At 65.4% G+C, this 14,628-nt stretch carries 13 protein-coding genes; 5 read left to right on the forward strand and 8 right to left on the reverse strand.

The annotated features are described in order from the left end of the window. Window positions 1-224: 224 nt before the first annotated feature. Window positions 225-1,127, forward strand: coding sequence for a BPSS1780 family membrane protein (locus AC1VWL_RS17730; protein WP_482987559.1), 903 nt, complete (start codon window positions 225-227; stop codon window positions 1,125-1,127). A gap of 57 nt (window positions 1,128-1,184) precedes the next feature. Here the strand turns inward: AC1VWL_RS17730 and AC1VWL_RS17735 are convergent, their stop codons facing one another. The 8 genes from AC1VWL_RS17735 to AC1VWL_RS17770 form a co-directional block, all read right to left on the reverse strand. Next, window positions 1,185-2,183 (reverse strand): diguanylate cyclase domain-containing protein, encoded by a 999-nt coding sequence (locus AC1VWL_RS17735; protein WP_482987560.1) that lies wholly within the window; start codon window positions 2,181-2,183, stop codon window positions 1,185-1,187. After that, window positions 2,174-2,755, reverse strand: a complete 582-nt coding sequence (locus AC1VWL_RS17740; RefSeq protein WP_296250243.1) for a chemotaxis protein CheB — start codon at window positions 2,753-2,755, stop codon at window positions 2,174-2,176. The genes AC1VWL_RS17735 and AC1VWL_RS17740 overlap by 10 nt, the downstream gene beginning before the upstream one ends. Further along, entirely contained in the window at window positions 2,752-3,618 is an 867-nt protein-coding gene (locus tag AC1VWL_RS17745) for a CheR family methyltransferase (protein WP_282269405.1), read from the reverse strand. Before AC1VWL_RS17745 ends, AC1VWL_RS17740 begins: the two co-directional genes overlap by 4 nt. Continuing rightward, entirely contained in the window at window positions 3,603-7,205 is a 3,603-nt protein-coding gene (locus tag AC1VWL_RS17750; protein ID WP_482987561.1) for a hybrid sensor histidine kinase/response regulator, read from the reverse strand. Before AC1VWL_RS17750 ends, AC1VWL_RS17745 begins: the two co-directional genes overlap by 16 nt. A gap of 99 nt (window positions 7,206-7,304) precedes the next feature. Then, window positions 7,305-8,054 (reverse strand): twin-arginine translocase subunit TatC, encoded by a 750-nt coding sequence (gene tatC / locus AC1VWL_RS17755; protein WP_296250240.1) that lies wholly within the window; start codon window positions 8,052-8,054, stop codon window positions 7,305-7,307. Then, a complete protein-coding gene (gene tatB / locus AC1VWL_RS17760; protein ID WP_482987562.1) occupies window positions 8,051-8,569 on the reverse strand; it encodes a Sec-independent protein translocase protein TatB in 519 nt (172 codons plus the stop codon). Before tatB ends, tatC begins: the two co-directional genes overlap by 4 nt. 15 nt (window positions 8,570-8,584) lie before the next feature. Then, window positions 8,585-8,812 (reverse strand): Sec-independent protein translocase subunit TatA, encoded by a 228-nt coding sequence (tatA, locus tag AC1VWL_RS17765; RefSeq protein WP_282269413.1) that lies wholly within the window; start codon window positions 8,810-8,812, stop codon window positions 8,585-8,587. Window positions 8,813-8,887: 75 nt separating this feature from the next. Further along, window positions 8,888-9,793, reverse strand: a complete 906-nt coding sequence (locus AC1VWL_RS17770; RefSeq protein WP_482987563.1) for a lipid-binding SYLF domain-containing protein — start codon at window positions 9,791-9,793, stop codon at window positions 8,888-8,890. A gap of 206 nt (window positions 9,794-9,999) precedes the next feature. On the opposite strand from AC1VWL_RS17770, the gene hemH reads away from it, so the two are divergent. The 4 genes from hemH (at window position 10,000) to AC1VWL_RS17790 (ending at window position 14,573) form a co-directional block, all read left to right on the forward strand. After that, window positions 10,000-10,962: a ferrochelatase gene (hemH, locus tag AC1VWL_RS17775; protein ID WP_482987564.1), complete on the forward strand. Its 963-nt coding sequence runs from the start codon at window positions 10,000-10,002 to the stop codon at window positions 10,960-10,962. Continuing rightward, window positions 10,959-11,822 carry an alpha/beta fold hydrolase gene (locus tag AC1VWL_RS17780; protein ID WP_482987565.1) on the forward strand — a complete coding sequence of 288 codons (864 nt, stop codon included), beginning with the start codon at window positions 10,959-10,961 and terminating at the stop codon, window positions 11,820-11,822. The genes hemH and AC1VWL_RS17780 overlap by 4 nt, the downstream gene beginning before the upstream one ends. A 125-nt stretch (window positions 11,823-11,947) precedes the next feature. Next, the gene (locus AC1VWL_RS17785) at window positions 11,948-12,424 is read left to right on the forward strand and encodes a hypothetical protein (RefSeq protein WP_481614783.1); all 477 of its coding nucleotides are present in this window, start codon (window positions 11,948-11,950) and stop codon (window positions 12,422-12,424) included. A gap of 13 nt (window positions 12,425-12,437) precedes the next feature. After that, complete coding sequence (locus AC1VWL_RS17790; RefSeq protein ID WP_482987566.1) at window positions 12,438-14,573, forward strand: methyl-accepting chemotaxis protein; 2,136 nt, start codon at window positions 12,438-12,440, stop codon at window positions 14,571-14,573. Window positions 14,574-14,628 lie beyond the last annotated feature (55 nt).

Below are 14,628 nucleotides of genomic sequence, written 5' to 3' on the forward strand. Positions count from 1 at the left end.
TGTTGCACAGAAAGCGTGGTGGGGGCGTGATTGGGTCTGTTTTGGTGTGCCGGTTCCGGCCGCCGCGCTACTGGGTGGGCCACTACCAACCGCCCCTTCGCTGCGCGAAAGGGCGGGAGCAAACCCCGCCGTTACTTTGTCCTCATAAACCCGACCCGGGTTTCAGGCGATAATCCGCCCAGCGCCGGCGTGTTGCCCGCGCACTCCCCCGCTTCGGAATTGCAATGAGCGAGATTCGCAAGGTACCGGCCTCTGCCGGTGCGGAATGGCTGCTGACCGGTTTTGGCCTGCTCAAGCGCGCGCCGCTGGCGCTGGGTTCGCTGGGCATCCTGTGGGGCGTCGGCACCTCGCTGGTGCTGTCGCTGTCGATGCTGGTGCCGGCGCTGGGCACCGTGGTGCAGCTGCTGCTGTTGTTGGCCGGCCCCTTGTTCATGGGCGGCATGCTGTGGGCGATCCGCGAGGTCGACCAGGGCCGGACCGCCAGGCCGGCGCACCTGCTGCAGGGCGTACAGGAAGGCCGTGCGCCGCACCTGCTGGTGGCCCTGCTGCCGCAGCTGTTCGCCGCCCTGCTGCTGGGCACGCTGCTGCTGGTGCTGGTCGGCACCGATGGCCTGCAACAGCTGTCGGTGGTGATGGTCAAGCTCAATGAGCTCAGCCAATCCGGTGCACAGCCGGACCCGGCACAGATCGAGGCACTGGTGGCGACGCTGCCGGCCGGGCGCATCCTGCTGTGGTTGCTGTTGCTGATCGCCAGCTTCATCGCGCTGACGCTTGCACTGTTCGTGATGCCGCCGCAGGTGATGTTCGAACGCTCCGGTGGCATGCACGCGCTGCGCGAAAGCCTGCGCGCCAGCATCCACAACCTGCCGGCGATGCTGGTGTTCTTCGTACTGGCCTTCATCGCCATTTTCGCGATCTATTTCGCGGTGATCATCGTGGCGCTGTTCATCGGCCTGATTGCCGGCCAGGGCGCCGCCATGGCCATCGCCCAGCTGCTGCTGATGGCGATCCTGATGCCGGTGTTTGCAGGTGCCGTGTATGCGGCCTGGAAGCAGATGCTGGCTCCGGCCGATGCGACCGGCCCGACCCCGCCGCCGGTAAGCAGCGGTCACGTGTTCGAAGCCTGATCCAGGCTGTCAGGTTGCTTGCAGCAAGGCCGCGCAGCGATGCGCGGCCTTTTTCTTTCACACCGTGTCGCGGCTGCGCTTGATCAGGTACATGGCCTGGTCGGCAGCATGCAGCAGGGCGTCAACCTCGGCACCGTCCGCGGGGTAGGCAGCCACGCCAATGCTGGCGGCGATAGCCAGGGTGAGTTCTTCGCCATCGCGCAGGTAGCGCATCGGCGCCTGCAACGACTGCGTCACCCGCTCCATCAGACGATGGGCATCGCTGATGTCGTCGAGCTCTTCCAGCACCAGCGCGAATTCGTCGCCGCCCAACCTGGCCACCGTGTCGTTCTCACGCAATGCGCCGCGCAGCCGTGCGGCCAGCTCGATCAACACCGCATCGCCGGCACCGTGCCCCCAGGTGTCGTTGACCTCCTTGAACCGGTCCACGTCCACATAGACCAGCGCGAACATGCCGCCATGGCGTTGCGCACGGTGGTGGGCGCTCTCCAGCCGGTCCATGAACAAGGCCCGGTTGGGCAGCCCGGTCAGCATGTCGTGCATGGCCAGATGGCGCATTTCCTGCTCCATCTGCTTGCGCTGCTCGACTTCGATCTCCAGCTGGCGGTTGCGCTCGGACAGCTCGCTCAACGCGTCGCGCAACGCGACCCGGTGCCGGTACAACTCCAGGAACACCTGCACCTTGGACAGCAGGATGGTGGCCTCCAGCGGCTTGGCCATGTAGTCCACCGCGCCAAAACCATAGCCCTTGAGCCGGTGCACGTCGTCTGCGTATGTGGCGGTGACGAAGATGATCGGAGTCTGCCGGGTGGTTTCTTCCTGCGACAGGATCTCGGCCACTTCGAAGCCGTTGATGTCCGGCATGTACACGTCCAGCAGCACCAGCGCGAACTCATCGTCCAGCGTCGCCTTCAGCGCATCGTTGCCGCAGGCCGCCTCGACCACGTCCACGTCGAGCTTGGCCAGCACCCGGCGGATCACCAGCAGGTTGGCGGGGTTGTCATCCACCGCAAGGATCTTGGGGCGTTGCACTGCCGCCGGCTTGGTCACGAGCATAATGCTTCCAGCAAAAAGGGAATTTCAGGGAGCGGCAGGCAATGGTCGGCGCCAGCCAGCTCCAGTGCGGCGGCAGGCATCATAGCCACTTGCGCCGTTTCCGGGTCCTGAACGATCAGTGTGCCACCAGAGCGTCGTATCCGCGCGCACCCTTCGGCACCGTCGGAATTCGCCCCAGTCATCAACACCGCCAGCACCTGTCCGCGCCAGACCTCGGCCGCAGATTCAAACAGAACATCGATCGAAGGGCGTGAAAATGCCACCCGGGGGTCGATGCTGAGGGCAAAGCGGCCGTTGCGCTCGATCAGCAGGTGGTAGCCGGACGGGGCCACATAGACCTTCCCGGGCTCGGGCAGCTGGCGTTCTTCAGCCTCCTCCACCGGCAGCCCGCTACGGCTGGCCAGCAGCTCGCAGAACACCCGCATATCCTCCGAACCGCTGTGGCAGACCACCACCATCGGCACCGGCAGCGGCCCTGACAGCCCGCCCAGCAGCTGATGCAGGGCGGCAAGCCCGCCCGCCGAGCACCCCACCACAACGACTTGTGGAGGCTGCCCGGACGCGGTTTTCACAGCAAGCCCCCGGCGTTGCGGTACAGCCGCAGTTCGGCATCCAGCGGCACGAAATCGCGCGCACTGGGGGCGAAGCGGATCGACTCGCGGTTGCCCAGGCACAGGAAGCCACCACGGCTGAGGCTGCTGCGGAACAGGCCCAGCACCCTGTCCTGCAGCGTGTCGGAGAAATAGATCAGCACATTGCGGCACAGGATCAGCTGCGCCTCGGTGAACACACCGTCGCAGACCAGGTTGTGGTTGGCGAAGGTGACCCGCTCCTTGAGCCGCTCATCCAGCTTCATGAAGTCGTAGCGAGCGTGGTAGTAATCGGACAACGTATGACGGCCTCCGGCCGCCAGGTAGTTCTCCGAATACAGGCGTGCATCGCGGATCGGGAAGATGCCTTCCTGTGCCTTGGCCAGCGCTTCATCGCTGAAGTCGGTGGCGTAGATCTGGCAGCGGTCGTACAGACCGGCTTCCTTCAGCAGGATGGCCAGCGAATAGACCTCCTGCCCGTGCGCGCAACCGGCCTGCCAGATATTGATCTGCGGGTACGAGGCCAGCACCGGGAATACTTCATCGCGCAGCTTGCGGAACACCGCCGGGTTGCGAAACATCTCCGACACCGGCACCGACAGTTTGGCGATCACCTGCGGCACCATCTCGTCTTCACGCAGCACGCGCGCGGTCAGCTCACTCACCGTGGGCAGGTCCAGCCCATGCGCCAGCGCCAGCACACGCCGCTTCAACGAAGACGGCGCGTAACCGGTGAAGTCATAGCCATGCCGCCGCGACATCGCGGTGATGAAGGCATCGACCTCGATGTCGTCGATGTCATCACGCGATGCCTGCGGTGCGATGGGGCCTACTTTTGCAGCCATACACGCATCATCGACAACAGCTTGTCCAGGTCCACCGGCTTGGTGAGGTAATCATTGGCACCGGCATCCAGGCACTTGTCGCGGTCACCATGCATCGCCTTGGCGGTGACGGCGATGATCGGCAGGTTGCTCCATTGCGGCAGCTTGCGGATCTCGCGGGTGGTTTCGTAACCATCCATGCCCGGCATCATGATGTCCATCAGCACCAGCTCGATGGACGGATTTTCCTCCAGCTGCTGCAGCGCCTTGTAGCCGTCCTGCGCCATCGACACATTCACCCCGCGCGCGCGCAGCGACTTGGACAGGGCAAACAGGTTGCGCATGTCGTCATCGACCAGCAGCACCTGTCGGCCGCCCAGATTGTTGTCATCGGCGGGCGTGGCGTTGGCACCGCGCGAGCCGATGCTGTGCAGGAACAGGCTCACCTCATCGAGCAGGCGCTCGGGCGAGCGCTGGCCCTTGATCACGATGCTGTCGGTGTACTGGCGCAGCTTGAGGCTGTCTTCGCGGCTCAGGTCCTGGCCGGAGTAGATCACCACCGGCGGCACAGCCACCAGGGTCGCGGCTTTCTCCAGGAACTCGATGCCGGAGATGCCACCCAGGTTGAGATCCAGCACGATGCAGTCGTAGCTGTGAGTGGCAATGCGTTCCAGTGCTTCTTCGCCCGAAGCGACCTGGTCGATCTCGACGTTGTCCGCCTGCAGCAGGCGGGTCAGCGCCAGCCGCGAATCCGGATCATCGTCGACCAGCAACAGCTTGCGCACGATCTTGCCGGCCACATCCAGCAGATGGTCGAAGGCGGCAACCAGCGCCTTGCGATCCACCGGCTTGGTCAGGTAGCCGACCGCACCCAGGGCGACACCGCGAGCGGCTTCATCGACGGCGGAAATGAAGTGCACCGGGATGGCAGCGGTGACCGGGTCGTGCTTGAGATGCTGCAGCACCGACCAACCGTCCATGCCCGGCAACATCACATCCAACAGGATGCCAGTGGGACGATAGCGACGCGCCAGTTCCAGGCCACTCTCGCCATCGGCGGCGGCAAGCGCGCGGTGGCCCTTGCGGCGGATCAGGTCGACCAGGATACGGGCGAAGGCGGGATCGTCTTCCACCGTCAGGATCACGGTTTCACCCGCCGCAATGGCGTGGCGGTCATCGGGAATCCAGTCAATCAGCTGCGCGGTAGCCGCGCGCGCCGGGCCCGGCGTGGGCGCAGGCCGCTGCTCGATGCTGGCCTGCGTCGCCGCCACTGCGCTGCTGAGGCCGGCCGACAACAGCGGCAGCACCAGGCTGAAGCTGCTGCCCTTGCCCTGTTCGCTGTCCACCACCAGCTGCCCGCCCAGCAACTGCGCCAGGCGCCGTGCGATCGCCAGCCCCAAACCGCTGCCACCGTAATGGCGGCTGGTGCTGGAATCGACCTGCTCGAAGGCTTCGAAGATCGAGTCCAGGCGTTCCTCGGGAATACCGATGCCGGTATCACGCACCGTCAGCGCCACGTGCTGGTCGTCGGCAGCGGCGCCGATGCGGGTCAGCATGGCGCTGTCGGCCATCGCCATATGCAGGGTCACCGAGCCTTCGCGGGTGAACTTGAAGGCGTTGCCGAGCAGGTTGTTGAGCACCTGCTGCAGCTTCGAACGATCGGTGACCAAGGCGTCGGGCATCGACGGGGCCACATCGATGGCGAACTCCAGGCGGTTCTCCATCGCCATATGGCGGAAGTGGCGCGTCACCTCGCGGGTGATGGCGTCGATCTTCACTTCCTCGCGGTGCACGTCCATCTTGCCGGCCTCGATCTTGGACAGATCGAGGATGTCGTTGATCAGCCGCAGCAGGTTGGAGCCGGAGTCGTGGATGACCGCGGCCGCCTCCACTTCCTCCACGTCCAGATGCCCGCTCTCGTTCTCGGCCAGCTCCTTGGACAGGATCAGCAGGCTGTTGAGTGGCGTGCGCAGCTCGTGCGACATATTGGCCAGGAAGTCGGTCTTGTACTGGCTGGCACGCGCCAGCTCCTGCGCCTTGAACTCGGTCTCGCGCTGCAATACCTGCAGCACGTCCTTCTGCTCGTTGAGCACTTCGGTCTTCTGCCGCAGCTCTTCGTTGGAGGCCTGCAGTTCCTCGGCCTGCACGCGCAGTTCTTCTTCCGAGGCGGACAGGCGCTGCGCCTGTTCCTCCAGCTCGACGGTCTTGCCCTGCAGTTCTTCGTTGGTGGCGCGCAGTTCTTCTTCCTGCGCCTGCAAGGCCAGCTGCGACACCTGCAGCTCTTCGGCCTGGGCACGGGTGTGGTCCAGCAGCAGCTGGGTCTCGTCGGCGCGGCAGATATTGTCCAGGCCCAGCGCCACGGTCGGCAGCACCGAGTCGATGAAGGCTTCCTGGGTGGCGTTGAAATGGCCAAAGGTGCCGAATTCGAACACGCCCAGCAGCCGGTCCTTCAACAGCAGCGGTACCGCCACCAGATGACGCGGCTGCGCCTCGCCCAGCGCCGAGTGCACGCCGAAGAAGTCATCCGGCACCTGCTGCACGCTGATGCGTTTGCGCTCCAGCGCCGCCTGCCCGATCAGTCCGTCGCCCAGCCCGTATTGCAGGCCCAGGTGCTTGCGCCGCTGGAAGCCGTAGCTGCCCTGCAGGTGCAGCTGCTTTTCTTCCTCATTCCATGCAAAGAACACGCCGATAGGCGCGTCGATGCGCGGCGCGATCTGCGACACCAATGCCTGCGCGTAGTCGGCCGGGGTCTGTGCGGTCTGCAGCTCGGCACCCACTTCGCCGACACTGAGCTTGACCCAGTTGGCATCACGCGACTCCAGCGAATTGCGCCGGAACACCTCCAGCGCGCGTGCGATCTCGCCGATTTCATCACCGCGGTGCAGACCGGCGATCTCGACGTCCAGGTCGCCATTGGACAGACGCGTCATCTTGTCGGTGAGACGGTTGATCGGGTTGACCACCAACCGCGAGATCATCCACAGCGCAAGCAGGATGATGATGAAGCCCAGCACCAGCAGTACCAGCGAGATCGTGTGCGCGCGGGCGATCCAGCTGCTCATCTGGCCGCGGTCACTGAGCAGTTGGGTCATCTCCGCGTCGTAGATCCCATCCAGCGCGTCTGCCAGTGCATTGCCCTGGCCGCCGTTGCTGAGCGCATCCAGCTGTTGCGCCTGGCTGAGCGGTTCCGCGCCGGCGGCTGGCCTCAGCACCGCCATCAGCTCGTTGTCCCAGTTGCGGGCCTGGGCCTGCATGCGGCGCAGCTGCTCGGCCACCGGGTCGGTACCGGCAGCGGTCACCGCGGCGGTCAATGCAGCATCACGGCGCTCGCGCTGCTTGGCCACCACGTCCATATGCCGCTCGCCGTCGCCAAGCAGGTAATTGCGGACCGCGATCTGCTGCAGGCGCACGGCCTGGATCGCATCCTCGACCTGGCGGATCACCTCGATCTGGACGCTTTCATGGCGGCGCGCGTCGTCATCCCGCCCCGAGGTGCGGTAGCTGACCACGCTGGTGGCCAGGAAACACAGGAAAACCAAGCCAAATGCCGCCAGCATCTTGCTCAGCAACGGCACATTGTTGATCCAGCTACTCTTCTTTTGCGTCATGCAGGTGTCCCCCGGGGTGCCACCACGCCTGCCAATCCGCGCGGCCTCTTTTCAGTGAAAAATAGCGCAGATTGCCGACAACCGCCTGCTGCGGTTGAATCAGGATTTCGCGGTCTTGCCCTGGTCGCGTGGCTGCAGCCAACGGGCCGCATGTATGCCCAATTCGTAAAGGAAACACATGGGTATCGCCAGCATCAGCTGCGACACCACATCCGGCGGGGTCAGCACCGCCGCCAGCACAAAGATACCGACAATCGCGTAACCACGGCCTTCACGCAGCTGCTGCGGGCTCACCCAGCCCAGCAGGACCAGGATCACCATCGCCACCGGCAGCTCGAAGCTGGCACCGAAGGCAAAGAAGATGGCCAGCACGAAATCCAGATACGCGCTGGCATCAGGCGTGATGGCAATCACGTCCGGGCGGAAGGTAGTCAGGAAATGGAATACCGCCGGCAGCACCAGGAAATACGCGAACGCGCAGCCGATATAGAACAGCGCGACCGCCGAACCCAGCAAGGGCAGCGCAAGGCGCTTCTCGCGGGCATACAGGGCCGGTGCCACGAAGGCCCAGGCCTGGTACAGCAACCACGGCACCGCCACGAACAGGGCGGCAAAGAAGGTCAGCTTCAGCGGCGCGAAGAACGCGCCAGCCGGATTGGTGGCAATCATCGATTGCCCGGCCGGCAGCTGCGAGATCAGCGGCATGGCCAGATGGGTATACAGGGTGCGCGAGAACGGCATCAGCGCCAGCAGCACCACGCCCAGGCCCAGCAGCGCGCGCACCACCCGCGAGCGCAGCTCGATCAGGTGCTCGATAAGGCTGCTTTCGTTGAGATCGGCCGCGCTCATGGCGTCCGCTCCGGGTTTGCCGGCGCCTGCTCGGCGCTTGCCCGCACATCACCCAAAGGGATGCTGCGGTTGATCTCGGGGTCGATCGCGGCATCACTGACCGGCGCGGCGGCCACTTCCTGCGAGGCCGGTTCCGCCGTTGCGGGCGGCTGCCCATCGGCGGTGGCGGTCGGGCGTGGCGCGATGGTGCGCGGCTCGATCACCCGCTCGGCAGCCGATTCCGGCAGCTCCACTTCGCGCTTGAAGGCATCGGCCTCGTTGCGCACCTGCCCGGCCTGGTCGCGCAGCCCGGCCTCGGCCTGCTGCATCGATTGGCGCACATCCTGCAGGTTGCGCTTGAGCTCCTCGGCGTGCAGCTCGCGTTCCAGCTCCTGCTTGACCGAATCCCACTGGTTGCGCGCTCGTCGCACCCACAGCCCGGCAAAACGCGCTGCCTTGGGCAGACGTTCCGGGCCGAGGACCACCAAGGCCACCACTGCGATCAGCAGCAGTTCGCTGAAGCCGATATCAAACACGTCGTACGCTCAGGATCAGCGCGCGTCGCGGTCGTGCTCGGCCTGCTTTTCGCCGCTCTTGTCGGCATCACGCGATTCGTCGCCCAGCTGTGCAGCCGGCTTGTCCTCGTCACGCATGCCCTTCTTGAACTCTTTGACCGCACTGCCCAGATCCTTGGCGCCGCTCGTCAAACGCTTGGTGCCAAACACCAGCAGGACGATGACCAGCACGACCAACCAGTGCCAGATGCTGAAACTGCCCATGATCTGCTCGCGTTATTCTGTGTGGAGGTTGTCGAGCATAGCGCACAAGGTCTTAATTGATCGCTATGCCAAAGGTCAGTTGCCGCCGTCCAGGCTTTCGGTGCGGATCTCGCCTTCGGAGACCGGCTGGAAACCCTGCTGCGGTGCCGGTTCAGCGGTGGAATGCTGCAACGGCGCAGTGGTCGCTGTATCGGCACCTTCCGTGGTGGCCGCCGGCGCCTGCACGCTGACCGCGTTGCTGCGCGGTGCACTTGCCACCACCGGGGCGACGCTGCCCTGGGTGCCGCGCTTTTCCCGCGCGGCATAGGTGGACTCTTCCAGGCGGTCACGGAAGGAAACGACATCCGACGACGGCGCGTTGTTCAGGCGACCCTCCAGAATCATGCGCGGCGTGGTGTTCTGGCCGTAGGCATCCAGGTTGGCGGCATCGTCGATCTGCAACACCGCGCCATCCAGCGCCACGCCTGCAAACAGGCCACGGGCACGCGACCACGACCAGATCTCGGCCTTGAGCTGACCATCGGTGGCAGCTGCGGCATTGCGACCAACCGGGCCAGCGGCGACGCCTGCGTCGGCACCGAGGGTGAACTTGCCGTTGACGATGTTGTCCAGGCTGCGGTCGTTGCGGAACACCAGGATCACGTCCGACGACTGCACGCCGGCCTGGAAGCCGATGCTGCCGCCGGTAAGCTTGATGAATACGGGATTGGACCAGCTGCCATCAGCCATTTTCACCGACATCAGGCCATGGCCACGACGCCCACCCAGCACCAGACCGGCCTTGATGGTGTCCGGCAGGACGATGATGGCGCGGCCTTCATCGAGCAGTTTGTCGGGGATGGCCTGCTCCGGGATGTCCTGGATTTCACTGAGCACCCGCACCGCATTACGGGCACGTTGATCTTCCTGCGGACCAGCGACGGCAGTGGTGGACAACAGGCTCGCGGACAACAGCAGAACAAGGCACGGCAGGCGGCGCATGGGTAACTCCGTAGGTCGGTGCATAGAAAGATAGCGCAAGTGCCTGAAATTAGTAGCGCGGCTCTGAATAGCTGGTGAGCGGACGAGAGGCATGAGCATCTGTGCCCCCTCCCTTTCGCATCGCGAAGGGGAGGGTTGGGGAGGGGTGATGTCCGCGGCAGACCCGCAGCGCTCCCTTCTCCGCCCATACCTGCGAAAATGCCCGGATGTCCAACGCCCCCACTACCGCGTTGCTCGCGGTCAATCTAGGCACGCCCGAGACACCCACCGCGCCTGCGGTGCGACGCTATCTGGCGGAATTCCTCAGCGACCCCCGTGTGGTCTCGATCCCGGCGTTGCTGTGGAAACCGCTGCTGCATGGGCTGATCCTGCCGCTGCGCAGTGGCCGCTCGGCGCAGAAGTACGCCCAGGTCTGGCTGCCCGAAGGCTCGCCGCTGGCGGTCTACACCCATCGCCTGGCCAAGGCCATGCAACAACAGCTGCCACAGTGGCGGGTGCGCGAAGCCATGCGCTATGGCGAACCGGCCATGTTGCCGGCACTGGATGCATTGGCTGCCGAGGGTATCCAGCGCATCGTGGTGCTGCCGCTGTATCCGCAGTACTCGACCACCACCACCGCCTCCATCGAGGACCGCGTGCAGCAATGGCAGGCACGCAACCCGAAGGTGACAGTACAGACCATCCGCGACTACGCCAATGACCCGGCCTGGGTTGCCGCGGTCGCCGCCTCCATTGCCGGTTATTGGGCCGAACATGGCCGCGGCGGCAAGCTGGTGTTCTCCTTCCATGGCATCCCGCAGCGCCTGGCCGATGCCGGCGATCCCTACCCGCAGCGCTGCCAAGCCAGCGCCAAGGCCATTGCCGCAGCGCTGGGCCTGAACAGCGATGAGTGGGAGCTGGCCTACCAATCGCGATTCGGCCGGGAGCGTTGGCTGCAGCCCTATGCCGAGCCGCGGCTATGGGAACTGGCCGAAGGCGGCATCAAGACCCTGGACGTGGTCTGCCCGGGCTTTGCCACCGACTGCCTAGAAACCCTGGAAGAAGTGCAGATGGGCTTCACCGAAACCCTGGCCGAGCGTGGCGCGCGCATGCGCTACATTCCCTGCCTCAACGACAGCAGCGCCCATGCCGCTGCGTTGGCCGCGCTGGCGGCGGCGCAGCCGGCATGAACGCGACGCCTTTTGAATTGCAGCTCGATGGCATCCGCGTCGCCGGCCTGCGCGCGGGCAACCCGGATGGCCTGAAGGTCCTCGCCCTGCATGGCTGGCTCGACAACGCGGCCAGCTTCCTGCCGCTGGCCGAGCAACTGCCGACGCTGGACCTGGTGATGGTCGACCTGCCCGGCCATGGCTATAGCGACCACCTGCCGCTGACCACGCCGTACACCACACCGCACGCCATCGTGCAGACCCTGGCCATTGCCGATGCGCTGGGCTGGGACCGCTTTGTATTGCTCGGCCACTCGATGGGTGCGGCGATTGCCAGCCTGGTCGCCGCCGTGGCCGGTGAACGGGTGCAGGCACTGGTCTCGATTGAAGCCTTGGGCGGCCTCACCGCACCGGCCGGCGAGACCGTGCAGCGCCTGCGCACCTACGTGGAAGCGATGCTCAAGCTGGACGCCAAGCAGTTGCGGGTATTCCCCGACCTGAGCGCGCCGGTCCGCGCGCGGATGATGGTTAACCAGCTCAGCGAGGCCTCGGCGCGCCTGCTGATCGAACGCGGGGTCAAACCGGTCGACGGTGGCTGGAGCTGGCGCAGCGACCCGCGGTTGATGCTGCCTACCGCGGTCCGCATGACCGAAGAACAGGTCTGCGATGTGGTCAGCGCCATCCTCTGCCCGGTGCAGGTGATCTACGCCACCCCGGCCCAGCCTTACTTCCCGGAACCGGAACGCAGCCAGCGCGCGGCGCTGCTGCCGGATGGCCGCCTGCATACCCTGCCCGGCCATCACCATGTGCACATGGATGACCCCGAGGCAGTTGCGCTGATCATTCGCGACTTCATCGCGGCGTTGCCCGACGCCAGCTGAATATGGAGCCCGATGCCAATGGCATCGGCTTCAGTAGTAAGCGCGGCAGCCGATAACCCCGGCATTGCCGTAATCGAGAAGATGTCCCGCAGCCCCGCAACGGGTGCTGCGCGCCCCACCATCGCATGCCCCCCCGCCCCGCCCTCCGGCCCGGTGTCATCACCGGCCTGATCCTGCTCGCCTGTTGGCTGGGCTGGACCACCCGCAGCGTCGCCGCGCTTGCTCACCGCCCCGGCGATGACGAAGCGGCAGTGGCAGCGCTGGTGGATGGACTGCGCGCGCAAGGGCAACTGCCTGCGATCGCTGCACCCTTGGCAATCCGACTGACCGCGCCCGCTTGCGACTGCATGCAAGACGAGCAGGCCTGGCAACAGCTCAGCACTGCGCTGCAGGCACAAGGCGCGCACACCATCGCCCTGGGTGCCACCGGCGCCTACGAACTGCTGGTGCTGGCCGCTGATGGCCACCCGCTCTATGCCGGCCCACTGCAGCCTTCCGCGCTGGCGTGTGGCCGCGGCAACTCGACCCTCGCCAGCTGGTTACCGGCGCTGCTGGCCGAACGCAACCCGCCCTTGTTCCTCCCTCCCCGCTGTTCCTGTTGACCAGGAGTTCCCGATGTCCACTCGCCCCCACGCCACGACGCCACCTCCCGACGCCTACTACACGCAGCTGGCCTGCGCGGCGGACCGCATGTTCCTGTACTTCGGCCTGATCCTCGGCCTGGCGTCGTTGGCGCTGGCGCTGTGGTCAGGGCAATGGCTGCCGTTCTTCGCGATCAGCCTGCCTTCGCTGGCGCTGATGGCAGTGCAGATCAAACTGGCACCGGGCAGCCTGCTCAGCCGGGTGACGGTGGCATTGGTGCTGATGGCGCTGGTCGCCGCCACCATCCAGCAGGCCAATGGCCTGGTGGAAATGCACTTCGGCGTGTTCGTGGTGATCGCGCTGCTGTTGTACTACCGCGACTGGATCCCGGTGGTGGTGGCTGCCGCTGCAATCAGCGTGCATCACCTGGCCTTCTACTGGCTGCAGACGCGCGGCCTGCCGGTGCGTGCCTTTGCCGCGGGCAGTGGTCTCAATATCGTCCTGCTGCATGCACTGTACGTGGTGGTTGAGACCGCCTTCATCAGCGCAATGGCGGTGCAACTGCGCCGCCAGGTACTGACCCTGGGCGCGGCACCTGCACGGCTGCGTGCGATGGTGGATGCGATCGCCAGCGGTGAACGCAACGACGCCATTGGCAACGAACGCAGCTTCGCCACAGGCACCCTCGCCGATGGCGTGCTGCGCATGCGCACCCAGCTGGAGCAGAAGCACCAGCTGGAAGCCGCGCTGCACTACGAAAACACCCAGATCCGCGCTTCGCTGGACGCCTCGCGCACCGGCATGATGATCGCCGACAACGAACACATCATCCGCTACGTGAACCGCTCGGTCGTGGCCTTGCTGCGCAACCAGCAGGACAGCCTGCGCAAGGCCTTCCCGGACTTCAACGTCGATACCCTGGTCGGCAGCAGCATCCACCGCTTCCACGCCAACCCGGCGCGTATCCGCGGCATGCTCGACCAGCTCAGGAAGGTGCACAACGGCCAGATCACCATTGGCCCGGTGCATTTCAGCCAGGTGGTGACGCCGGTATTCAACGCCGACGGCAGCCGCAGCGGCTTCGCGGTGGAGTGGCACGACCGCACCCAGGAACTGGCGCTTGAGAACAGCGTCGCCGGCATCGTCGCCGCCGCCTCGGCCGGTGCTCTCGACCAGCGCCTGCAGGCGGTGAACGAGGCTGGCTTCATCCAGACACTTACCACCGGCATCAACCAGCTGCTGGAGGTGGTTGCAACCACCACCGGCGAACTGCGCACGATGTTGTCGGCGCTGGCTGCTGGCGATCTGGATCATCGCGTGCAGGGCGACCACGCAGGCGATTTCGAAGCGATGAAGAACGACGCCAACCTTACCGCCGAACGCCTGACCGGCATTGTTGGCCAGATCAAGCAGTGCTCGCTGGCGATCAACACCGCCGCGCACGAACTGGCGGCGGGCAATGACGATCTTTCGCGCCGCACCGAGCAGCAGGCCGCCAACCTGGAGGAAACCGCCGCTTCGATGGAAGAACTGACCGCCACGGTGCGCGAGAACGCCGCCTCGGCCCGTCAGGCCAACCAGCTGGCCATGGGTGCTGCCGATGTCGCTGCACGCGGTGGCGATGTGGTTGGGCAGGTGGTGTCGACGATGCATGCGATCGAGCTGTCGTCCAAGCGCATCGCGGAGATCATCGGGGTGATCGACGGCATCGCCTTCCAGACCAATATCCTGGCGCTGAACGCTGCGGTGGAAGCCGCACGTGCCGGTGAGCAGGGGCGCGGCTTCGCAGTGGTCGCATCGGAAGTGCGCAGCCTGGCACAGCGCTCGGCCACCGCCGCACGCGAGATCAAGGAACTGATCGGCGACTCGATGGGCAAGGTGGACGATGGTGCCGCGTTGGTCGCACAGGCCGGCAGCACCATGAGTGAGATTGTCGGCTCGGTGCAGCAGGTCAGCGACATCGTCGCGCGGATTGCCGCGGCTTCGCAGGAACAATCGGCCGGCATCGAGCAGGTCAACCACACCGTCGTGCAGATGGATGAAACCACCCAGCAGAATGCAGCCTTGGTGGAAGAAGCCAGCGCGGCGGCGCGCTCGATGGAAGAGCAGGCCAGTGCGTTGGCGGAGGCGGTTTCGGTGTTCCGCTATTCGGCCGGTGGTGAAGCCTAGGTGATGCGCCGGGTGGGATAACGTGCTGTTGCTGTTGCTGTTGCTGTTGCTGTTG

It is taken from the genome of Stenotrophomonas sp. STEN063 (assembly GCF_056854515.1).